Below are 23,028 nucleotides of genomic sequence, written 5' to 3' on the forward strand. Positions count from 1 at the left end.
CGGGACGGAAGGCCGGATTGGAAAACCGCCTGATTTTAGCATACCGAGTATTTGAGACATCTTGGAGTCAGCCGTGGGAGGCTGACGGGCTGGACTTTCGGGCGATGTCTGCGGCGATGCAGCATCGTGGAAGGCAACGCGAGGCCGTTAGTCGCCACTCCACTCTTCATCGATTCCCTTCAGGATCTTTCCGATGATGGATTGAGAGAACCCGCGCGCCATCAGAAAGCGTGCTTGCCTTGCGCGCTCGGCGACGGTGGTGGGCAGTGCGCCGTACTTCTTGCGCCAGACCGCCTGGGCCCGTGCCATTTCTGTCTCGCGCAACTGTGCGCCGGTTTCCTCGATCAGCGTCTGGCTCACCGCGTGACGCTTTAACTCGCTCACGATCCGGCTCGTGCCAACACGCGACGCCCGCCGATTGATCAGGCTTTCCGCAAAGCGCGAGTCGGAGAGCCAGCCATCGCGCTCGAGTTCGTCGAGCAATGCTTCGAGCGGATCGGCTTCGTCGGCAAACGGCATCAGCTTGCGCGAGAGTTCGGCGCGGCTGTATTCGCGGCGGGATAGATAGCCGAGTGCTCGACCTTTTAGTGAGCGGCCTGGGCGCGTGGTGCGCGCGGTGGGGTCGGTATCGGTGTCGGTGGAGTTTTGGGCCGAGCCTGATTCGCCTGGAGTACGGCGCGATCGGCTATAGACCGTTTCTGAAGCAGAGGCATCAGCGCCTGAAGCGCTCGCCTCGCCCGAGCGACGTGAATCTCGCGTGGGCCGGGACCAGCCGGAGGATCGGCCAGTGTTTCGATCGGAGTTACGACCGGAGTTCAAACCAGCAGCGCGGTCGTGATCGTCGAAAGACTCGAATGGATCAGCCGATGAATCAGACGCAGCCGCGGGACCGGATGATCCACGCGACTCGTCATCGCGCGGGCCACCGACGCGCCTTGTATCGGACACCGGCCGGCCCTTGCGTATCACGCGACGACTACTCCTCTTCGTCGGCGACTTCAGCAGCGGCACCGACAGGCGCAGCCGTCGCCATCGCATTCACACCCAGCGATTCGCGAATACGGTTTTCGATTTCACGCGCGATGTCCGGATTTTCACGCAGGAACTCACGGGCGTTGTCCTTGCCCTGGCCGATACGGTCGCCGTTATAGCTGTACCAGGCGCCGGCCTTGTCGACGATCTTGGCCTGCACGCCCAGGTCGATAACCTCACCCTGACGCGAAATACCCTCGCCATACAGAATGTCGAAAATCGCTTCGCGGAACGGCGGCGCCACCTTGTTCTTGACCACCTTCACGCGCGTCTCGTTGCCGATCACTTCGTCGTTCTTCTTGATCGAGCCGATACGGCGGATGTCCAGACGCACCGACGCGTAGAACTTCAACGCGTTACCGCCCGTCGTGGTTTCCGGGTTACCGAACATCACGCCGATCTTCATCCGGATCTGGTTGATGAAGATAACGAGGCAGTTGGTCCGCTTGATCGTGCCGGTCAGCTTGCGCAGCGCCTGTGACATCAGCCGTGCCTGCAAGCCCGGCAGCGAATCGCCCATCTCGCCTTCGATTTCGGCCTTCGGCACCAGTGCCGCCACCGAGTCGATCACGATCATGTCGATCGAGCCCGAGCGCACCAGCGCGTCGGCAATTTCGAGCGCCTGTTCACCGGTATCCGGCTGCGACACCAGCAGGTCGGACACGTTGACGCCAAGCTTGCCCGCGTACTGGATATCGAGCGCGTGTTCCGCGTCGATAAACGCCGCCGTGCCGCCGATCTTCTGCATTTCAGCAATGACCTGCAGCGTCAGCGTGGTCTTACCCGACGATTCCGGCCCGTAGATTTCGACCACCCGGCCACGCGGCAAACCGCCCACGCCCAGTGCGATGTCGAGCCCCAGCGAACCCGTGGAGACCACCTGGATGTCCTCGACCGCTTCCCCAGCGCCGAGCCGCATGACCGACCCCTTACCGAACTGCTTTTCGATCTGCGCGAGCGCGGCGGCAAGCGCCTTGCTCTTTTCAGCAGTCAGTCCAGCCGGGCCTTTCTTGCTTTCTTCCATGAATCGTCCTTTGCTATGATGATCGGCGTCTGAGGTGGTGGAGCAGCCCGTTTCATCAAGCTGCACACCAAACGCAGATACTGTATAAAAAAACAGTAGTTTTAGCAAGCCCGGAATTGAAGTTGCGCGCACGCCACGTTACGGCGCACGCGTCCAACCGGAGCGCGCCAACACTACCCACAAGATTTCCGGAGACCGCTGCGCGCCAGGTGCATCCTCGGTGCCGGCAATGCCAGGCTGGACGCACCATGCGAATTCTGATTGCCGAAGACAACAGCATACTCGCGGACGGTGTCGTTCGATCACTCCGCCAATCGGCCTATGCCGTCGACCACGTGAAGAACGGCGTCGAAGCCGATACCGCTCTCTCGATGCAAACTTTCGACCTGCTTATCCTGGATTTAGGATTACCGCGCATGTCTGGGCTCGAAGTGCTGCGCCGCCTGCGCGCGCGTAACTCGAACCTGCCGGTGCTGATCCTGACCGCCGCCGACAGCGTCGACGAACGGGTCAAGGGCCTCGACCTCGGCGCCGACGATTACATGGCCAAACCGTTTGCACTCAACGAGCTCGAAGCACGCGTGCGCGCACTGACGCGACGCGGCGCAGGCGGCGGTCCGACCGTGGTGCGGCATGGCGCGCTGTCGTTCGATCAGGTGGGCCGGATTGCCTGCATCAACGAGCAGGTGCTCGAACTGTCGGCACGCGAACTCGGTCTGCTCGAAGTGCTGCTGCAGCGGGTCGGCCGGTTGGTCTCGAAGGAACAACTGGTCGATCACCTATGCGAATGGGGCGAGGAAGTCAGCAACAACGCCATCGAGGTCTACGTTCACCGGCTGCGCAAGAAACTGGAACCGGGTGGCGTGCGCATCGCCACAGTTCGCGGCCTCGGCTACTGCCTCGAGAAGGCCACACCGGCTAGCGCCGCGGGCGAACCGCAGGCGTATGCAGACACCCAGGCCGCCGATCCCGCGCCACCCACATCGCCCGAGATGCCGGCGAGTCAGCACTATAGATAGACGGCAAGCCATTCATGCCCGCCCGCGCAGACCGCGCCACTGCGCCCATCGCCCCTTCGGCGGATCTCGACGAAGCGCGCGACGCCAGCTACGCCAACCCGTTCGCCCCACCCGACGAAACCGAAGCCGCCGCCGAGGCACGCCCGCGCTCGCTGTTCGGCGAGATCCTCGACTGGATGCTCGCGCCGCTTCTGCTGCTGTGGCCAATGAGCATCGCAGTCACGTATCTGGTGGCCAAGACGATTGCCAACGGTCCGTTCGATACCGCGCTCAAAGCCGATCTTTACGTGCTGGCTCGCCAGATCCATCCGGTGAACGGCGTCGCCGAGCTGTCGCTGCCCGATTCGACGCGCGAATTCCTGCGCGCGGACAACATCGATAACGTGTTCTTCCAGGTGCTCGGTACGCGCGGCGAGCTGGTCGCCGGCGACCGCGACATGCCGTTGCCGCACGAAGAAGACCGACCGCAGCCCGGCCTCGTCGAATTCCGCGACGAGGTGCTGCGCGGCAGCGACATCCGCGTCGCCTACACGACCGTCGAGTTTCCGCAGACGCCCGGCGCCCAACCCGTGCTCGTCCAGGTCGCCGAGACGCTCGACAAGCGCAGCCAGCTCGCGAACGACATCATCAAAGGTGTGATCCTGCCGCAGTTCGTGATCCTACCGCTGGCGATCGTGCTCGTGTGGTTCGGGCTGTCGCGTGGGCTGGCGCCGCTGCATGCGCTGCAGTCGCATATCCGCGCGCGCCGCCCCGATGACCTTTCGCCGCTCGAAGCGCGGCGCGCGCCGCCGGAAATCGAGCCGCTCGTCACATCGTTCAACGATCTGCTGACGCGCCTCGAACAGAACATGGAATTGCAGAAGCGCTTCATCGCGGACGCCGCGCATCAGATGAAGACACCGCTCGCCGGATTGCGCACCCAGGCCGAACTGGCGTTACGCCAGAACGCGCCCGCCGAAGTCCATCGTTCGCTCGAACAGATCGCGACGAGTTCCGAGCACGCGGCGCGGCTCGTCACGCAACTGCTCGCGCTGGCCCGCGCGGAAAACCGCATGTCCGGACAGATCTTCACGCCGGTCGAAGTCACTGAAGTGGCCCGCCACGCCGTGCGCGACTGGGTGCAGCCGGCGCTCGCCAAGCAGATGGATCTCGGCTACGAAGGCCCGGACGAACCGGTTGCAGTAGACGGCAACCCGGTGATGCTGCGCGAGATGCTGTCGAACCTGATCGACAACGCCATTCGCTATACGCCGGCTGGTGGACGTATCACCGTGCGGGTGCGCGCCGAACCCGCGGCGCAGCGCGTTCATCTCGAGGTCGAGGACACCGGCATCGGCATTCCGGCTGCCGAGCGCGAACGCGTGGTCGAGCGGTTCTACCGGATTCTCGGCCGCGAGGGAGACGGCAGCGGGCTCGGTCTTGCGATCGTTCGGGAGATCGCCGCGATGCATGGCGGCTCGCTTGCCATCGAGGATCACGTGTACCAACATGCGCCGCAGCTTGCGGGCACGCTCGTGCGTGTCAGCCTGACTATGCTGAAACGGGCATCGGACTTACCCTAAGCCGCCCGCACACCCCTTGCGCATCTATCGACGAAAATGGTGTGATATGCGCAGATTCATCGAACAAGACACATTTATCGCGGGAAATCGCACCATCTTTGCAGCCGGAGGATCGCCCCGACTTTTGAGACACCGCGTCAGTAGGCAGTAAGTTTCCGCTCCAATAATCGGTGCACGTGCGGCCTGACCGGGGTGAACGCGCACGCATATCAACATGGAGACAGTACATGGCTAGCGTTAGCGGACAAATATCGCATGCGCCAATGACACGCGAGGAGAAGAAGGTCATCTTCGCATCGTCGCTAGGCACCGTTTTCGAGTGGTACGACTTCTATCTGGCCGGGTCGCTGGCTGCCTTTATCAGCAAGAGCTTCTTTTCCGGCGTCAATCCGACCGCCGCCTTCATCTTCACGCTGCTTGGCTTCGCCGCGGGCTTCGCGGTGCGACCGTTCGGCGCGATCGTGTTCGGCCGGCTCGGCGACATGGTGGGACGCAAGTACACCTTCCTCGTGACGATCGTGATCATGGGCCTGTCGACCTTCGTGGTCGGTTTCCTGCCGGGCTACGCGACGATCGGCATTGCATCGCCAGTGATCTTCATCGCGATGCGGTTGCTGCAAGGTCTCGCACTGGGCGGCGAATACGGCGGCGCGGCGACCTACGTCGCCGAACATGCACCGGCGAACCGGCGCGGTTTCTACACGTCGTGGATCCAGACGACCGCTACGCTCGGGCTGTTCCTGTCGCTGCTGGTGATCGTCGGCATCCGCACCTCGATCGGCGAAGAGGCGTTCGGCGCATGGGGCTGGCGCGTGCCGTTCCTCGCCTCGATCATCCTGCTCGGCGTGTCGGTGTGGATCCGGATGCAGCTGAACGAATCCCCGGCGTTCGCACGCATCAAGGCTGAAGGCAAGACGTCGAAGGCGCCGCTGAGCGAAGCGTTCGGCCAATGGAAGAACCTGAAGATCGTGATTCTGGCGCTGGTCGGGCTGACCGCCGGCCAGGCGGTGGTCTGGTACACCGGCCAGTTCTACGCGCTGTTCTTCCTGACACAGACGCTCAAGGTGGACGGCACCAGCGCCAATATCCTGATCGCGCTGGGCCTGCTGATCGGCACACCGTTCTTCGTGTTCTTCGGTTCGCTGTCGGATCGCATCGGGCGCAAGCCGATCATCCTGGCCGGCTGCCTGATTGCGGCGCTGACCTACTTCCCGCTGTTCAAGGCGCTCACGCACTATGCAAACCCGGCGCTGGAAACCGCGACTCAACAATCGCCGATCGTCGTGATCGCCGATCCGACCGAGTGCTCGTTCCAGTTCAACCCGGTGGGCACGGCGAAGTTCACGAGTTCATGCGATATCGCCAAGGGCGCGCTCTCGAAGGCCGGCCTGAACTACGACAACGTGGCCGCACCGGCGGGCACGCTGGCGCAGATCAAGGTGGGCGATACGGTCGTCAACACGTATGACGGCAAGGCCGCCGACGCGAAGGATCAGGCCAAGGCATTCGACAAGACGCTCGGCACCACGCTGAAGGCCGCAGGCTATCCAGCGAAGGCCGACCCGGCCCAGTTGAACTGGCCGATGACCGTGGTGATCCTGACGATCCTCGTGATCTTCGTGACGATGGTGTACGGACCGATTGCGGCGATGCTCGTGGAGATGTTCCCGACGCGCATTCGCTATACGTCGATGTCGCTGCCGTATCACATCGGTAACGGCTGGTTCGGCGGCTTCCTGCCGGCAACCGCGTTCGCGATCGTCGCGGCGAAGGGCAATATTTACTCGGGGTTGTGGTATCCGATCGTGATCGCGCTGGCGACCTTCGTGATCGGCCTGTTTTTCGTGAAGGAGACCAAGGACTCCAACATCTACGCCAGCGATTGAGACCAAGGCGATGGGCTGCGGCCCGGAGCGGAGTTCTGCAATGTGACGGCCGGGGGTTGACAGCCCCCGGCGTCGTCTTCATAATCTCGCCTCTCATATGGCGAATTAGCTCAGCCGGTTAGAGCGACGGAATCATAATCCGCAGGTCCGGGGTTCGAATCCCTGATTCGCCACCAGTTTTATCAAAGGGTTACGCGTTTGCGTAACCCTTTGCCGTTTACTGCGACAAAATCCATCAAATAACGCCATTCGCCGTCTCACGATCGGACCGACCCGATCGCAGCAGACCGCCCCCATCTCGCGTCGAGGGGCCATTCCACCTGCTCCAGCCTTGTTGAAATGTCACGAATGTCGTTCGTTCCTCTTTGGTCGAACTCGTGACATTTGATAACTAGAGCACGCGAATGACACCGGGTATTTCAACTTGCCACGCGAGGGCATATTGCACGGAGCGCCATCGATAGCGGAGTAGTCCGTAGGATCGCGCGCGCCCACGCCATGCCGGTGACATCCGCGAGCAGAAAGTCATAAAGGGCTGAAATGGGCGCGCAGGATCTCATCAGAGCCATTCAAGGCGGGCTCATCCAGCAGGACCGGTTGCTGAAACTCGATACGCCGCTGGGCCATGACGTGCTGTTGCCACAACGTGCCGCGGGCTCGTCGCGTATGGGCCGTCAATTTGAATTCACGCTCGATGTCCTGTCGACCCACGGCAATATCAAGCTTAAACAGCTGATCGGTCAGCCCGTTACGCTCTGGCTCCAGCAAACCGATAAATCCTATCTCCCGCATCACGGCTACGTTTATTCGGTCCGGCGTCTGGGATCGGAAGGCGGGCTCACCAGTTATCAGATCCGCTTTGCGTCGTGGATGAATTTCCTCAAGTTCCGCCGCGACCAGCGCATCTGGCAGGACAAGTCCGTCGATGCCATCCTGACCGATGTACTCAACGCCCACCCCCAGGCAAAAGGCCAGTTCAAATTTGCGATTTCGAAACCGCTTGAACTGCGGTCGTATTGCACACAGTACGAGGACGACTGGAGCTTCGTTCACAGGTTGATGGAAGTCGAGGGTCTCTACGGCATCTGGACACAGGCCGGCGACGGCAAATCTCACACCCTGACCATCACGGACCGCCTGGATACCTGTGAGCCGCTCGCCCCTCAGACGGTGCAGTTTTCCCGACACGGCACGAATAACGAAGTGGACGCACTCGTTCACTGGTCAAGTGCCCGCACGCTGCACAGCGCTGCGCTCACGACCCGCACATTTGACTACAAGAGCCCGTCGTCCCTCGTCAATCCGAAGGGCACGAGCGTGCCGACGGTGTCGCAGGAGCTGCCCGAGCAGCTTGAAGTCTACGAATACACCGGGCCCTATAGCTATCTGAAGCAGGACCGCGGCGACCACCTGTCGAAAGTTCGCATGGAGGAATGGGAGTCGCGTGCGAAACGGTTCTATGGCACGGGTGGTCTGCGAGCAGCCGATGCCGGTCGATGGTTCGAGCTGGCCGGGCACCCGGAGCATGATCGCGATGCTGAAGACAGACGCCAGTTCGCGATCATCGAAACGGTGTGGCTGATCGAGAACAACCTTCCGGGCTCCAGTCATCACGCGAATTTTCCGCACAGCCTGCAAGGTGAGCTCGCCGAAGCGACGGACAGTCAGGGAAGCAACGCGAACCGCGTCACGCATCCGGACGGTTCAACGGGTGTCTTCGTTGTCCAGATTGAAACGCAGCGCAAATCCGTACCGTTTCATAGTCCGTTCGAACATCACAAGCCGGTCATGCAGTTGCAGACAGTGACCGTGGTGGGACCGGGCGAGCAGGAAATCTACACCGACCCGATGGGCCGCGTGAAAGTGCAGTTCCACTGGGACCGCATTGGCCAGCGCAACGAGCGCAGTTCGTGCTGGATGCGGGTGGCACAACCGTGGGCGAGCGGCGGCTTCGGCGGCATCCAGTTGCCGAGAGTCGGCGACGAGGCCGTCGTGTCGTTTCTGGATGGCGACCCGGACCGGCCCCTCATCACAGCGCGCGTCGGTAACGGTGCGAACAAACCGCAGTGGAATCTGCCCGACCAGCACATGCTGTCCGGATTCGTGAGCAAGGAAATCGGTGGTGCGCAGAACAACGTCTGGCTCAAGGACGACACACAAGGACAGGTGCAGACGCAGATTCGCAGCGACCACCTTGAATCGGGTTTGCATGCGGGCTACATCACGCGTGTGAGCGAGCCGGCCGGTCGTGGCGAGAAGCGCGGCGAAGGGGTGGAACTGCGCACCGACGGAAACGCTGCCGTGCGCGGCGCACGCGGGCTGCTGCTGACAACCCACCCGCGCCCCGGCGCGACCGGAGATGCTTTCAGTGTCGACGAGGTGAACCTGCAACTGGCGAATGCCCAGGATACGGCGGCAGGTCTCGCGCAATCGGCACAGTCGGCGGGTGCGCAGGATGGAGAACAGCAGGCGGTCGCCGCTGCGTTGAAGACGCAGGCTAAAAACATTCAGGGCGGCGGTTCGCTCAAGCAGTTCAAGAATCCGCAGCTCGTGCTGGCCAGTCCCGCAGGTGTGGCCGCGAGCACACCGGAAATCATTCATCTCAGCAGCGGTAAGACCACCTCGCTGACATCGGGCGAGCATGTATCGGTCAGCACCGGTGGCGGCTTCTTCGCCAGCGCGCAAAAAGCGTTGCGCCTGTTCGTCTCCGAAGCGGGTATGCGGCTCATTGCTGCGGCAGGCGACATCGACGTGAAGGCGTTGAAGGACAACATCAACCTGCTGGCGAAGCTGAACGTGACGGTGACGGCCACGAAGATCACGATCAGTGCGCAGCAGGAGGTCGAGATTAACGGCGGTGGCAGCTACACGCGCTGGAGCGCGGCGCAGATCAAGAGCGGCACAGCGGGCAGCTTCGAGGTTCACTCGGCAACGCGGATGTTCGTCGCGCCTGACAGCGTCAGTACGCCGGACATTCCGTCCTTGCCGCCGGGAAAACAGCAACTGCATTTTGCACTGAGCGCATTGCCGGGCGAAGCGCATCAATACGTGAGCGAGCCCTACGAACTGTACAAGGGCGGCGCCAAGATCGGTGAGGGCGTCACGGATGAATTCGGCCGTGTCGTGGTGAAAGATCACCAGTCCGGTACACCGGCCTACAAGGTCAAACTTATCAACGGTGGACAGTTCGATCTGAAAGTGAAAGACGCGCTTCAGGGCGACCCCGATCATGCAGACCAGCGCACCAACCGCGGCGAGCGGGTGATCTGATCCGGATAGCGGCGCATTTCACAACGACCAGGGAAAAACAACGTGACAGATACTCTCGACTCTCACCGCGCAATGGACGTCGCGATCGACGAAGCCGGCAAGAGCGCGCAAGGTTCCGTTCAATGGCTGCTTGAAAAAGACATCGACAAAGATGCCATGCCGACCACAGGTAACGACGTGAAATTCCTGGTCTGTGGTCAGGAAGGATTTGAATCGATCGCCAACGACCTCATCGCGGCGAAAAAATCGGTCGACATCTGCTGCTGGGGGTTTGATCCCGGTATGGAGCTGGTGCGCAGCATGAGCGCTCCGACTGCGTGCTGGGCCGGAGACCCGCACGTCAGCGCGCAACCTTACCCTGGCGTCTGGCCACGTGGAATCGTCTACGGCGCGTTGCTGGAAGAGATCACGAAGCGTGCGGACAATCCTGTCACGGTACGGCTTCTGCTCTGGTACGACGGCGATGGGTCCAAGGTACAGAACAGCATGCCCGGCTTCACCGATGTGCCGGTCTCCGGTGTATGGCATCCGATCCAGCGACTCGGCATGCAACAGGATCCTCCCTATACGAATCCGACACGGAATCAATATTGCATCGACTGGTGGAAGCGGAACTTGCCTGACGGCAAGAGCGGCGGCGGGTCGAATCCGCGACTGCAGATTGTCCTGCGCAGCATTTCGAAGGCGGACGTTCAGGCATTGATAGCGGCTGATCCGAAGGAGCAAGACGCCCCCAGCACGCACACGGAAGGAACGACCGAGTGGCTTGGCGGTGTCAGTGAGAAGAAGCTGCTCGAAGAGTATCCATCGCATCATCAAAAGCCGATCCTGATCGACTACGACTACGACGACGGCAGCAAGGCAGTCGGCTATGTCATGGGTCTGAACTCGATCACCGACTATTGGGATCGAACTGCTCACCAGATCGACGACCCGCTACGGGAGACCTGGAAGCCGTCGTATGTCGATAGCGAACTCAAACACGAGCAGGAAACCCAGGACCCGAAAGGCCCGCTCAGCACGGCCGTTTACTCGCAGACGAATCCTTACCAGGACTATGCGTGCCGGCTGGTCGGCAAGGCACTGAAGCGACTGCACCAGAATTTCGTAGGGGGCTGGAATCTTTTCGCACCACCCAAATTGCAGGCAACGGAACTGAAGGACCTGCCGTCCAGAATTCCGAGCGGGGAGGACAACCCCGCGCAGCAAGTGCAGATTGTGCGTACCCAGGCGCACGAGCGCGAAAAGACCATCAAGAAGCTCTACTATCAGGCAACCAGTTTCGCGCGCAACTATATCTACATGGAGAACCAGTACTTCTTCTATCCTGAGTTCGCCCGGCACGTGAAGCAGGAACGGCAGAAATTCCACGATGCGTGGGCGAAGCTCGCGAACAAACCGCAGCAGGACGCGCCGATGTTGCATCTGTTCGTCGTCATACCGCACCCGCAGGACCCGGGCATGATCCCGCGTACCTATGACTCGTTAGCCGAACTCGGTCATAGCGATGCGATGAAGGGGCAAAGCGATCTGGTCAGCAAGAAGAAGGTCTATCAAACCTACAAGAACGACCGGGGCGAAAACACGTTCCATCCGCAGAGTCTTCAGGAGCTACAGGATACGATCGGCCTGAAAGTCACGATCGCGCGGCTGCGCACGAGCGGCATGGTCAGTGGTCAGATGGCGTATCGCGAGATCTATATTCATGCGAAGCTGATGATCGTCGACGACGTCTTTGTCACCGTGGGCAGTGCGAACATGGACCAGCGCAGCATGTCCGTCGATAGCGAGATCAATGTCGGCGTGACGGGACAGGCACTGGCATCGGGCCTGCGTGAGCGGGTATTCTCCCTGATGTCGAACGGCAAGATCAGTGCTCCCTGTGACAGGGATCACATCCCTGATGTGTTCAAGGCATGGAACGACCTGATGGACCATAACGACGATCTACGGCAACACCAGAAACCGATGGAAGGGTTCCTGCTTCCGTTTATGGACCAGCGGAGCAAAACCGTATTGCACGCGTCCATCGACACACCTTCGTCTACCGAAACTGCGAATACGGCATGAAGAGACTCTCTATGAAGTCGGCCACATTCTTCTTCCGGACCATCGTTGTTGTTCTGGGCTTGCTAACGTCCAGCGCGTATGCCGGATCGTTACCCTCGCTCACTACCAGGCTTACCGTCGCCATGTCTGATCTTCCACGCAATCAAAAACTGCCGCTGCTCGACCCACATCGAAAGGGTTTCACGTGCCTCTACCAGAGCGAGCATGTGCCGCCGGTTGATCCGCAGGCGGAGCTATGGTTCCAGCAGGCCCTCGCACTCGACGATCCCGATGTGTACTACCAGAAGCGGGACTACGCAAAGATTTACGCGCTCTACGTCCAGGCCGCCGACCGCGGTCACTGGAAAGCCATGCTCAATCTCGCCTCACTTATCCTGAGCAACTACCCAGGCGTGCCGCAGCACGATCCTGAAGTAGCGATCGGCTGGGTCGAGAAAGCGATGCAGGCAGGCGTACCCGATGCCTATGACATGATGGGTACCTATCACCAGAATGGAATGATCAAGGGTGGCGACGCAACCAGCGCCTACGCGTTTTTTCAACGTGCCGCTGACATGGGCAGTCCATCGGCGATGACCTTCCTCGGAGAAAAACTCGCTGGCACGTATGACGATCCGGACGGCGAGTTTTGGGGAAACCTTCCCGTCGCGATCCCGATGCTGGAATGCGCGGTCGCCCAAGGCTATGGGCCGGCGGCCTACAAGCTTGGATTCATCTACAAGCGCTCGAATACCCCGGAAGACAAACTTCGCGCCCTGCGCGTGCTTCACGAAGGCGTGAAGCTCGGCTGCGACAAATGCGCGAACAAGTTGTCGGTCGAATTTAACGGCATGTATCTCACGGACGGTACCGGTCTGGTTCCCGCGATCGACAAGGCACGCGCCGAGCGTTACAGCAAGATTGGAGACGTCCTCGAGCACTATCAGGGACGTCTGAAACTGCCGAACCTCGACAAGGTTCTGCCCTTGCCGCCTGCTCCGCTTCCGAAATGGGATGGCAATGTAACCACGCTGATCGACGCCGCGAAACCGGTGACCCTGCCGGTTACGCCACTAAAAAGCAGCATGCAGGAGGGGCGCTCGTTCATCCCGGACGGCCATGCGGTCGCTACGCTCGACAGCAGCACGCTCGCGGTCACTGGCGATCAATGGGTACCGAAAACGGGCTACTGGCTCGCGTTGCACGGTACGTCGCTGGAACCGGATGTGCGCCTGATCGCTCGCGCCGGACTGCCCGAACGCTACGACGCTGGCGAACGATTCGAACCGGCCGCATACGACTGGCTGTCGCCAGACCGGGTGCAATGGCATTACCTGGGCGAAGCACACCCGCTGCCGCCACAGCGCGCGGACTTCATGGCGAACCTGATCCGCGCAAGGATGCTGCGAGAAATATCGCCACCGCCATCAACGTTGCATTGCACCGGGGATCGACGCTGTCCGAAGACGGGAATATGGGAAGGTCGCGTGGCTGAAGACCACCCGAAGGCCGTGCTGGTTAACCGCTGGGACCGGCAGGTCTTCGTCGAGAAGGGCCAGGTTTTCCCCAGCCCCACCGCACACTTTGTCGACATCGCAGCAACAGATCTTCACTGGACGTGGCTGGGCAGCCCGAACGTGGAGACGGGGATGCCTGGCATCTACGCGATCGGTCTGTAAGCGGACGGCGGGCAAACAACAACCGCAACTCGATGAGAGGGATAAATGGTTCGTCAGGTCATTGTGGTGGGCGATACGCTGGCCCCATATGGTGGGACCGTGACGGCAGGTTCGAACACGGACCTCGTCGACGGCAGCCCGATTGCGCGTAAGGGCGATACGGTCGTGTGCAGCGAACACGGCGCTCAGACTATTGCGGAAGGCGACGAAAGCAGTCTGTTCAACGGCGGTCAGGCGGCATTGCATGGGCACCCTGCGACGTGCGGCTGTACGCTGGTTAGTCGTGCTGCGACGATGTCCATGCCTTGATCGAAGTAATGCCGACAGGTGGGGTATCGTTTCCAAATAATCCGGTTGACCAATTCAATCATAATTCTGTTCTTTTCAAACCACCTACACAACGCGCGCCTAATCGGGGCAATCGTTGGTCCACGATAGAACCATCAGCCTGCTGATGTCTTCACCTTGGGTCACTATTCTGATACATTTTTTACCTTTTTTATAATTAAAAATACATTGTGATCTGTCGACTGCACAAGCTTCCAGTTCGTTAAATCCTTCACGTCTTATCGTTTTTTCAATCCCGATCAATTCGTTACCTGAATCTCTTGCATTCAATTTTTTTGTGACGATGGGCTTCCATCCATCATGAAATAGGCTTGACCGTGCCGCGGCAAGAGTCATCCCGTTTTTTATAATATACGCATATGCCAGAATCGGGACACATGCAAGAAGAACAGCCCAAGCTAGTTTTCTCATTTCCCTAATCCACCATAGGAATGATACTTTGCTATGAATTGCTCATATTCCATATACGGTTGATTGTAGCGGCTTGGTAAGCCTGGGCCTTTGGGGAGGGCGGCCCAGCGGCGTGATGCAGATAACAATGCGGAGGTAATATTTCCCGCAACTATGTCATCGGCCGAATTTATAATTCTAAGAATTTCGACAGCCATTAAATCCTGGGTATCCGGTGAAAAATCCGTCAACCCGATTCTCGATCCGATATCTGCCCACGTCCCGTTTGTAATCTGATACATCCCGGCGGGGGTTGCTTTTCCACCGTACCCCGCTCCTGGGTGTGTCGAGAAGTCGGCAAAAGAATATTTATCGTGAACCTTTCCCTTAACGCCGCCATATTTCAGATTATAATCTGCGCCTTCCGCATCCCCGATCGCCTTTAAAAAGGCCTGCATGTTAGGTTGTTTTAGATAAATTTTGCCCTCAGCAAGACGGGATGCTTGATAGTCAGCATCAAATACTATTTTTGCCTTTGAGTTCATTTTTGGCGTGGTGGTTTTTTCCCCGCACTCTTGAGGATCTTACCGCTAGATGATTTTACGGTTTCGGTTTTAGCCATTTTCACATGAAAATTTCGACAATTTCGGAAGATTCGGTCGACGATAACAGGTGCGTGCATCCGTTCGCGTCAGTCGTGCCATGTTCGATCGCTCCGCTCTCGCGAACAATTGCATATTCAATGCCGGCTAACGGCGCCTCGGTATCGCCAGAAACAAGTTGAAAGCGATCGTTGAACAACGCCGATACTTGAGCGCTACCTTCAGCGGTGGATCGAATCGAAGCGCTCGATTGTCTAGAGTCAGCCCTGTCGCCAATAAAGAGTGCGACGCCCGGACCAGCCAGCACATAGTTTTGCCCGCACGGACACATCACGCGGTCACGGTCCTTGACCATTGGCGTCCCTCCGTCAAGCCATGTGGTAGCCGTGCCATAAATCTGGAAAGATCCTTCGCACTTGCCACAGGTCGCATGATCGCCCTTCGAGGCAATTTGCTTACCCCCATCGAACATCATAGAACTCGCACTAATGACCCAGCCGCCCGTCGACGTGCGGTCACCCTTTGCAACAAGTCGGTCCATTTAAACCTCTAACGGATGCGTTATCAGGGAACGGCTACCCCGCCCTCCCATCACATCACGCTAGCACCGCTGACATCGCCATCTGTAAACAATTGACAACGCCGACCTTCAGGGCGGCGCTAAAGTAGTAACGTGGTACCTGGCACCGATTGCAGAGACTCCGTAGCACGTTTTCGAATCCCGATGACTTCGCGAAAACCGCTGCAAGGGAGTTCGGGATACCAGAGTTGCCAACAGCGCCGGGATCGCCCAACTGGCGCAACTGGATCCGATAGCCCCGCGAGATGAAGGTCGAAAGACATTCATAGAACAGGCAATCATGGCGGGACATTGCTGGATCGCCACAGGTGTAGACGATCAAGCATTGCTGCTCGGTTACGGCATCTTGAACCACTCCTTCTTCGAACAGAATTCCATCGCACTCGTAGTGGTAAAGGAAAACGTCCGACGCCGAGGTGTCGCCACGGCCCTTATCAAAGCGCTCGAAGCTCAATGTTGCGGGAGCAAGGTTTTTACATCGACGAACGCGTCGAACATGCCCGTGCGTGGTCTTCTGGACCGCCTGGGTTATATCGAGAGCGGTCGCATCGAGAATCTCGAGGTTGGAGATTCAGAGCTTGTATTCGTCAAGCTGATCGCATCTTGAGCGATTTACCTTTGCGGTCTTCGCTCCTGCCTGCCAGGCACTTCCACTAATCCTTCGACGGACCCACCGCCCTCCACTTCTCAAGCACCCCCACCCCCGGCACCGGCGCAAAACTCATCAACGCCTTCTCCGTATCCGCGCCATGCGCGTTCTCCCAGTCACCGAGCAACTGGGCGGCTTTATGCAGGTCCTCGCCATAGAACCGATGAGAGAAGATCAGCGTATAGCCCATTCCATCCATCAGCACGAAGCGCGTAAAGACGCCTTCGACCACACCGGGTCCCGCCATCATCGATGCGATGAAATGCTCGGCGGGACGATCCGGTGTCCTCGGAACTGAACGGGTCTTCAGCACCGCGCCTTTCGATTTAGTGGAATCGAGCAGCGAGTTCGCGGCACCGGCAAGATCATCCGCTGTCTTCACACCGCGAAAGACAACGACCGACACCATGTCGGTCCACGTGTCGAGATTCGTCTGCCCCGGCGGCGTGAATTCAAACAGCGTGTCGTTGCTCCAGCGGAAGAAGTAGTCTGCCCCATTGAAGTGAAACGCAGCCCGCCCAGCCGTTTGCGCAGCGACAAAACGGAAATTCGCCATCGATACCAGCGCAACACCACCGACAATCAGCCGCCGCCGCTTGAGCGCCAAAGTCCGCTGCATGATCGCTTCTCCCTGTTTAAACGACACGACGCCAGTCTCGCGATCTGACTGAATCAGTTCGCGAGACTGGCGAGTGGTTGGCGTGTGGTTGCCGATTCACCGCCTGCAACCGCCTAGTTCTGAGTGAACGTATTAAGCGAAGAGCACAGAAAACCCGTGCACCCGGTAGCGAGGAAGTACAGCGACGAAGGCGTCGAGGCGAACGCAAGGTCACCGAGGTACGCTTCGCTCTGCGCACCCTGCGCATTCGCCTGCTGGATGAATGCGGCGCTCGTCGTCTGTGAAGCCTGCGACTGATAGGTGAACGTCGGCGATTGCGTCTGATCCTTCACGTAAACCGCCGCCGCGTCAGTACCGAAACCCAGGGGCCCTTTGAAGCGATAACCTTTCGCGCCTTCATTGTTAGCCTGCGTGACGAAGTCGCCGATGCTCTGCGGTGGAGTCACGGCATCGTACGTGTAGGTCGAAGCCGACGAATTGTCCTTGATATAGAGCGATGTCAACGCCGAATTCAGCTGGATCGGCCCGTAGTACCAGTATCCGTTCTGGCCTTGCGCATTGGCCTGAGTCAGGAAAGCAGCCGAACTCGTCGGCTGGGCTGCCGCGGCGTAAGTATACGTCGCAGACGAATTGCCCTGGTGACGATAGAGACTGCCAAAACTCGCCGGGCCGTCATAACGAAAACCCTTCGCACCTTCCTGGTTTGCCTGCGCAAGAAAACCCGCCTGCGTGTTGTCAGCGCTCTGGAACTCGTAGCTATACGTGTTGGCACCGTCGTTGATGAAGACATTCGTGACGGCACCCGAAAAGCCCTGCTCGACGATATAGCGGTAGCCCCTCGCGCCTTCCGCATTCAGCTGGGCGAGGAACGAGGTTGCGTCGCTGGGAGCCGCCAGCGCTTCATACGTCATCGTCCGTACAGACCCGTTGCCCGATGTCGGGCCGGTGCCGCCGGTTCCCGACGTGCCGGTGCCAGACGTGCCACCTCCCGTATGACTGCTGCCCGAACCTGAGCCGTCACTGACGCCATCGCCCCCGCAGGCGGCCAGCGCCAGACATGCTGCAACCACAACGATCTTTGGATTCATCTTTTTCCCCAAGTTGTAATTAGCCTGTTCGTTCCGAACGCCTTTGCCAGGAAGCAGGATCCGCAAACCCGGCATCGGCGGTGTCGACGTACTACCGGTAAAAAATTAACAATCCCACATCCGACGAAGTTTCAACGATGACATTGATGACTCGTCCGCCTGTCTCAAGATGAATCTGAAAACAATAACGACCATCGATCCAATATTTTCAAAAACCTGATGAGCGCCTAAATCTAACTTTATTTGATACAGATGTAGAAATTTCCGGGAATCTGGAATCTCAGTTGACGGGATCGGGACGAGACCTTCATTGCAGGCACCTGCAATAAACTAGAACGATTAGTCTCATTTCTCATCTTCCAGGACAGCCGGCTGCGTCGAGCCTTGTCAGTCATGGCTTCCGGGCGCCTTCACGTTGCTCACGCGCCAAGCCCGGAAGCCACGTCCAGCGTGCTTTCACGAGCCGATCCCAGCGCAGGCTCAAAGCAGGCACGTAAAATCGACCGCTTTATCTACAGATCGCACGGTAGCGAAGGAGCATGAACATCGCCAGTGCGATTACTTGAATAACTCATTCCCCTCGCTGCAACCCGTCATCGGGCGCCGGTGTCACTTATATTTTATAAAACGTCGCTAGATGGTCTTGCTTATCGCATCAAAACACGCCAGGATTGTGACCTGAAACAAAGCAATCTGGACTAATTCTTCTGGTGAGTCACATTTGCGGCCGGGGTTAAATAATTTCAGTTCGTTATTTCGGGAATATCGGCAGAAGCCGGGAAACGGCTGGGACCTTACCACTCAAAGTAAGGCGACATCGTTCCGCTGACGGGGCACCTGAGCAAAATGAAAACACCAACCAGTTGAACGCAGGGCCCGACGCCCTGTAAAAAATGAACGCACACCGTGCTTCACGGCTGTGTCGCCTGCCGCGGAAGCCACCGCGGCCTCAGCATCTGCAGCACCGACCTTTGCGCAGGATTGCCTCATGCACTCACTGGATCTCAACCTGTTACAGGCTCTCGATGTCCTCCTCGAAGAAGGAAGCGTCGTCGCAGCAGCAGCGCGAGTCCATCTCAGCCCGCCCGCCATGAGCCGCACGCTGAGCCGGATTCGCGAGATGGTCGGCGACCCTGTGCTGGTTCGCGCCGGCAGCCGGCTCGTGCCGACGCCGCGCGCAGAAGAACTGCGGCCGCAAGTGCGCGCGTTGCTCGAAGAAGCGCGGCGCATGCTGGTCCCGACCGCGGCCGACTTCACGCAGCTCAACCGCGTGTTCACGCTGCGCGCAACCGATGCCACCGCGGCAACGATCGGGCCGCGGCTCGCCGAGCGGATTCGCGCCGAAGCGCCGAACGTCACGCTGCAATTCGTCACGCACGGCGAAGACACCGTCGACACGCTGCGCGACGGCGAGGTGGATCTCGAGATCGGTGTGCTCGGCGACGTGGCGCCGGAGATTCGTTCCGAGACGCTCTACGTCGAGCATCTGGTCGGTGTGGTGCGGGCAGATCATCCCATGCTCGCGGGTTCGATCACGGCGCAGAAATTCGCCGCAGCGGGGCATATTTCATTTACGCGCCGGGGCCGCACGCCGGGTCCCGTCGATGCCGCGTTAGCCCAACTCGGTCTGACCCGCTCGATCGCGCTCGCCGTGCAACACGCAAATGCGGCCCTGCTGGCCGCGGCAAACAGCGATCTGGTAGCGGTGGTCGGCGACGACCTGGCGCGCCGGGCCGAGCGCCTGCAGCTCGCCATCGCCGTGTTCGATCTACCGTTCGATACGCCGGAGATCCCGGTCGCCTTCGCGTGGCATCGCCGTATGGATACCGATCCGGCGCACCGCTGGTTGCGCGATCACGTTAAAGCGCTCACAGCGGCGCCGTCGGCGATAAATGGAACGACGGCAAATCTCAGTCGCGCAGAAACGCACGCAGCTGTGCATTGACGCGATCGGGGAACTCGTGATGCACCCAGTGCGACCCTTCTTCGATTCGTTCGATGCGCAGATCCGGCACGTACTCATCGAGCCCGTTCAGCAGCCCCGGCAATAGCGCCGTGTCCTGCGTGCCCCAGATCACGAGCGTCGGCACATCGACGTGATGGTTGCCGGGCTTCATCTCAAAGCCATCGATACCCGCGTCGTCCGGACCCGGCGCATGCAGAGGCGTCGCGCGATACCAGTTCAGGCTGCCGGTCAGCGCACCCGGTTGCGACCACGCTTCGACGTAAGCGTCGCGTGTCGCGTCGCTCACCTCGCGACCATCGATCCCCCACGTATCGAACATCCGCTGTAGCCGCGCATAGCGGTTTTCCGACAGTAATGCCTCGGCGCGTTCCTGGCGAAACACGAGCACATACTCACTCGCCTTGCGCTGCGTCGCGTTTTCCTTCAATTCGCGGTACATCAGACACGGATGCGGCGCATTGATGATGACAAGCTTGCGCACCTGTTGCGGATGCCGCGCAGCGTGGTCCCATGCGATCACGCCGCCCCAGTCGTGAGCCACGACGAAGATCGGTCCCGCATCGAGGTGCGCGATGAACTGCTGCAGGTCTTCGACCAGCACGCGCGACCGGTACGAGGCAACATCCGGCGATTTTCCGGAGAGGTTGTAGCCGCGCATGTCGACTGCGACAACGCGGTAGCTCTCCGACAGCGCGCGCAGCTGCGCCTCCCAGCCGAACCAGAACTCCGGAAAGCCGTGGATGAAGAGCAGCGTCGGCCCCTCGCCCGCGCTCACGTAATGCAGCGTCGTGCCGTTCACGTCGGCAAAGTGATGTTCGAGTGAATCGATCCACGGTCGCTGCGTCATACGTGCTCCTTCTAGTAGTGGCCGGTCATGGCGCAAGAATCAGACAGCATCCTCGCGCACGCGGTACTTGTCGAGTTCCAGTTTGCCGATCTGGTTGCGGTGCACTTCGTCGGGACCGTCCGCGATGCGCAGCGACCGTGCCGTCGCATAGCCATGCGCGAGGAAACGGTCCTGCATGCCGAAGCCGCCGCACGCCTGGATCGCCCAGTCGATCACCTGGCACGCCATGTTCGGCGCCGCGACCTTGATCATCGCAATCTCGCGCGTCGCGACCTTGTTGCCGACCGTGTCCATGCGGTGTGCGGCGTTCAGCACGAGGAAGCGTGTCTCGTCGATCAGGATGCGCGCATCCGCAATGCGCTGCAGCGTGATGCTCTGCTCCGCGACCGCACGTCCAAACGCGACCCGCGAGAGACTGCGCTTGCACATCACTTCGAGCGCGCGCTCGGCGAGCCCGACCAGCCGCATGCAGTGGTGAATCCGGCCCGGTCCGAGGCGCCCTTGTGCGATCTCGAAGCCGCGTCCTTCGCCGAGCAACATGTTGTCGGCGGGTACACGTACGTTCTCGAACAGCACTTCAGCATGACCGTGTGGCGCGTCGTCGAAGCCGAACACCGGCAGCGGCCGCACCACGGTGACACCGGGGGTGTCGCGCGGCACGAGGATCATCGCCTGCTGACGATGGCGCGGTGCCTGCGGGTCGGTCTTGCCCATGAAGATAAACACCTTGCAGCGCGGATCGCTCGCACCCGAGGTCCACCACTTGCGTCCATTGATCACGTAGTGGTCGCCGTCGCGCACGATCGAACTTTCGATGTTCGTCGCATCCGAGGAAGCCACGAGCGGCTCGGTCATCGCGAACGCCGAACGGATTTCGCCGCGCAGCAGCGGTTCGAGCCATTGGCGCTTCTGTTCGGCTGTGCCGTAACGCGCCAGCACTTCCATGTTGCCGGTGTCGGGTGCCGAGCAGTTGAACACTTCCGGCGCCCAGACCACCCGCCCCATGATCTCGCACAGCGGCGCGTACTCTGCGTTGGTCAGACCTGCGCCGTGTGCGGATTCGGGCAGGAACAGGTTCCACAGTTCGGCCGCCTTGGCGCGTTCCTTCAGTTCTTCGATCAACGCGATCGGCTGCCAGCGGTCACCCTCGTCGATTTCGCGAAGGTAACGGTCTTCGTTCGGGTACACGTACTCGTTCATGAATGCCGACACGCGCTGCTGCAGTGCGGCCACTTTTGCGGAAGGTTCGAAGTTCATCGTCTGCTCTCGTTGTCTGGTGAGGTTGAGTGGTCGCGGCTGGCGCAGCGTGCGTCGGCCGTGTGTGTAGTCAGGTCAGGCAGCCATTGCGCGTTCCGCGCAACGCCAGGCCACATCGGCGAGTTGTGCAGCGCGTCCGCCGGCTTCGCGTGCATGCCGGCTGCTCGCGTTGCCATCGATGGCCCGCTTCATGATTCCCTGCAGGATGCCCACGCCGCGAAACAGGTTGTAGGCAAGGTAGAAATTCCATTCGGCTTCGCTCACCGCGGGCACACCGGTGCGCTCGCAATAGCGCTCGACGAAATCGCGTTCGAGCGGAATGCCGAGCGCCTGCAGCTGCGCATCGTCGATCGGGCCGAGGCCGCGAAAGCCATCGGCAGGCAGATGCCATGCAAGACACAGATAGGAAAAGTCAGCGAGCGGATCGCCGAGCGTCGACAGTTCCCAGTCCAGCACGGCGACGATGCGCGGATCGACCGGATCGAAGATCACGTTGTCGATGCGAAAGTCGCCGTGCACGACCGATACGCGCTCGCTAGCCGGCACATGGGCGGGCAGCCATTCGATCAACCGCTCCATCGATTCGATGCGCTGCGTTTCGGACGCGCGGTACTGATGCGTCCAGCGCTTGATCTGCCGCACGAAATAGTTGCCCTTCGCGCCGTAATCGTCGAGGCCGAGTGCGCTCACGTCCAGCGTATGCAGCGCGGCCATCACGCGATTCAGTTCGTCGAACATCGCACTGCGTTGCGCGGGCGTTGCATCAGGCAAACGGTTTTGCCAGTTCACATGCCCGTCCACACAGGCCATCACATAGAACTCGGAGCCGATCACCGACGCGTCGTTGCAATAGCAGAACACCTCCGGCACCGGCACTGCCGTATCGCGCAACGCCGATAGCACGCGGTATTCGCGATCGATGGCATGCGCGGACGGCAGCAACTGGCCCGCCGGTTTTCTGCGCAGCACATAGCGACGCGATGGCGTGGTGAGCAGGTAGGTCGGGTTCGACTGGCCGCCCGAAAAGCGGCTGTATTCGAGCGGCCCTTTAAAGCCGTCGAGATGTTGCTCAAGATACGTCGCGAGCGCCGCGATATCGAGGCGGTGTGCGGGGTCTACAGTCGCGGCAAGAGGCAGAGCGTCGGTCATACGATTACGGAT

At 60.0% G+C, this 23,028-nt stretch carries 19 protein-coding genes and 1 tRNA gene; 10 read left to right on the plus strand and 10 right to left on the minus strand.

What is annotated here, in order from left to right; all coding sequences use genetic code 11:
* Window positions 1-147: 147 nt before the first annotated feature.
* Window positions 148-969 (minus strand): recombination regulator RecX, encoded by an 822-nt coding sequence (gene recX, locus BWP39_RS06825; RefSeq protein ID WP_096718627.1) that lies wholly within the window; start codon window positions 967-969, stop codon window positions 148-150.
* A gap of 7 nt (window positions 970-976) precedes the next feature.
* Window positions 977-2,056, minus strand: coding sequence for a recombinase RecA (gene recA, locus BWP39_RS06830; RefSeq protein ID WP_096718052.1), 1,080 nt, complete (start codon window positions 2,054-2,056; stop codon window positions 977-979).
* 248 nt (window positions 2,057-2,304) lie between these two features.
* On the opposite strand from recA, the gene BWP39_RS06835 reads away from it, so the two are divergent.
* From BWP39_RS06835 to BWP39_RS06870, 8 genes are all read left to right on the plus strand, one after another.
* The gene (locus tag BWP39_RS06835; protein WP_096718054.1) at window positions 2,305-3,075 is read left to right on the plus strand and encodes a response regulator transcription factor; all 771 of its coding nucleotides are present in this window, start codon (window positions 2,305-2,307) and stop codon (window positions 3,073-3,075) included.
* Window positions 3,076-3,089: 14 nt separating this feature from the next.
* The gene (locus BWP39_RS06840; RefSeq protein ID WP_096718056.1) at window positions 3,090-4,637 is read left to right on the plus strand and encodes a sensor histidine kinase N-terminal domain-containing protein; all 1,548 of its coding nucleotides are present in this window, start codon (window positions 3,090-3,092) and stop codon (window positions 4,635-4,637) included.
* Between the two features lie 227 nt (window positions 4,638-4,864).
* The gene (locus BWP39_RS06845; protein WP_096718058.1) at window positions 4,865-6,523 is read left to right on the plus strand and encodes an MFS transporter; all 1,659 of its coding nucleotides are present in this window, start codon (window positions 4,865-4,867) and stop codon (window positions 6,521-6,523) included.
* A gap of 99 nt (window positions 6,524-6,622) precedes the next feature.
* Window positions 6,623-6,699, plus strand: a tRNA-Met gene (locus BWP39_RS06850).
* Between the two features lie 364 nt (window positions 6,700-7,063).
* Window positions 7,064-9,793, plus strand: a complete 2,730-nt coding sequence (locus BWP39_RS06855; protein WP_096718060.1) for a type VI secretion system Vgr family protein — start codon at window positions 7,064-7,066, stop codon at window positions 9,791-9,793.
* A gap of 42 nt (window positions 9,794-9,835) precedes the next feature.
* Window positions 9,836-11,863 carry a phospholipase D-like domain-containing protein gene (locus BWP39_RS06860; RefSeq protein ID WP_207556623.1) on the plus strand — a complete coding sequence of 676 codons (2,028 nt, stop codon included), beginning with the start codon at window positions 9,836-9,838 and terminating at the stop codon, window positions 11,861-11,863.
* 122 nt (window positions 11,864-11,985) lie between these two features.
* Window positions 11,986-13,521 (plus strand): SEL1-like repeat protein, encoded by a 1,536-nt coding sequence (locus BWP39_RS06865; RefSeq protein WP_096718064.1) that lies wholly within the window; start codon window positions 11,986-11,988, stop codon window positions 13,519-13,521.
* A gap of 45 nt (window positions 13,522-13,566) precedes the next feature.
* Complete coding sequence (locus tag BWP39_RS06870) at window positions 13,567-13,830, plus strand: PAAR domain-containing protein (protein ID WP_096718066.1); 264 nt, start codon at window positions 13,567-13,569, stop codon at window positions 13,828-13,830.
* A 99-nt stretch (window positions 13,831-13,929) separates the two neighbouring features.
* On the opposite strand, the gene BWP39_RS31440 is transcribed toward BWP39_RS06870, so the two are convergent.
* The 3 genes from BWP39_RS31440 to BWP39_RS32060 all read right to left on the minus strand — a co-directional run bounded on the left by BWP39_RS31440 (window position 13,930) and on the right by BWP39_RS32060 (window position 15,402).
* The gene (locus BWP39_RS31440; protein ID WP_133116837.1) at window positions 13,930-14,280 is read right to left on the minus strand and encodes a hypothetical protein; all 351 of its coding nucleotides are present in this window, start codon (window positions 14,278-14,280) and stop codon (window positions 13,930-13,932) included.
* Window positions 14,277-14,804, minus strand: a complete 528-nt coding sequence (locus BWP39_RS06875; protein ID WP_170043838.1) for a lysozyme family protein — start codon at window positions 14,802-14,804, stop codon at window positions 14,277-14,279. Before BWP39_RS06875 ends, BWP39_RS31440 begins: the two co-directional genes overlap by 4 nt.
* A 79-nt stretch (window positions 14,805-14,883) precedes the next feature.
* Entirely contained in the window at window positions 14,884-15,402 is a 519-nt protein-coding gene (locus BWP39_RS32060; RefSeq protein ID WP_207556624.1) for a PAAR domain-containing protein, read from the minus strand.
* A gap of 304 nt (window positions 15,403-15,706) precedes the next feature.
* Between BWP39_RS32060 and BWP39_RS06885 the strand changes: the two genes are divergently transcribed.
* The gene (locus tag BWP39_RS06885; protein ID WP_268877166.1) at window positions 15,707-16,048 is read left to right on the plus strand and encodes a GNAT family N-acetyltransferase; all 342 of its coding nucleotides are present in this window, start codon (window positions 15,707-15,709) and stop codon (window positions 16,046-16,048) included.
* A 46-nt stretch (window positions 16,049-16,094) separates the two neighbouring features.
* Here the strand turns inward: BWP39_RS06885 and BWP39_RS06890 are convergent, their stop codons facing one another.
* Both BWP39_RS06890 and BWP39_RS06895 read right to left on the minus strand, forming a co-directional pair.
* Complete coding sequence (locus BWP39_RS06890) at window positions 16,095-16,709, minus strand: hypothetical protein (protein ID WP_096718072.1); 615 nt, start codon at window positions 16,707-16,709, stop codon at window positions 16,095-16,097.
* Window positions 16,710-16,822: 113 nt separating this feature from the next.
* The gene (locus tag BWP39_RS06895; protein ID WP_096718629.1) at window positions 16,823-17,797 is read right to left on the minus strand and encodes a hypothetical protein; all 975 of its coding nucleotides are present in this window, start codon (window positions 17,795-17,797) and stop codon (window positions 16,823-16,825) included.
* Between the two features lie 988 nt (window positions 17,798-18,785).
* Between BWP39_RS06895 and BWP39_RS06900 the strand changes: the two genes are divergently transcribed.
* Window positions 18,786-19,742, plus strand: a complete 957-nt coding sequence (locus tag BWP39_RS06900; RefSeq protein ID WP_096718074.1) for a LysR family transcriptional regulator — start codon at window positions 18,786-18,788, stop codon at window positions 19,740-19,742.
* Here the strand turns inward: BWP39_RS06900 and BWP39_RS06905 are convergent.
* The 3 genes from BWP39_RS06905 to BWP39_RS06915 all read right to left on the minus strand — a co-directional run bounded on the left by BWP39_RS06905 (window position 19,708) and on the right by BWP39_RS06915 (window position 23,016).
* Window positions 19,708-20,610, minus strand: coding sequence for an alpha/beta fold hydrolase (locus BWP39_RS06905; protein WP_096718076.1), 903 nt, complete (start codon window positions 20,608-20,610; stop codon window positions 19,708-19,710). The two genes, BWP39_RS06900 and BWP39_RS06905, sit on opposite strands and share 35 nt — an antisense overlap.
* A gap of 39 nt (window positions 20,611-20,649) precedes the next feature.
* Window positions 20,650-21,867: an acyl-CoA dehydrogenase family protein gene (locus BWP39_RS06910; protein ID WP_091011100.1), complete on the minus strand. Its 1,218-nt coding sequence runs from the start codon at window positions 21,865-21,867 to the stop codon at window positions 20,650-20,652.
* 75 nt (window positions 21,868-21,942) lie between these two features.
* Entirely contained in the window at window positions 21,943-23,016 is a 1,074-nt protein-coding gene (locus tag BWP39_RS06915) for a phosphotransferase (protein ID WP_096718078.1), read from the minus strand.
* Window positions 23,017-23,028: the final 12 nt, after the last annotated feature.

This window comes from Paraburkholderia acidicola, from assembly GCF_002362315.1.
Classification (GTDB): domain Bacteria; phylum Pseudomonadota; class Gammaproteobacteria; order Burkholderiales; family Burkholderiaceae; genus Paraburkholderia; species Paraburkholderia acidicola.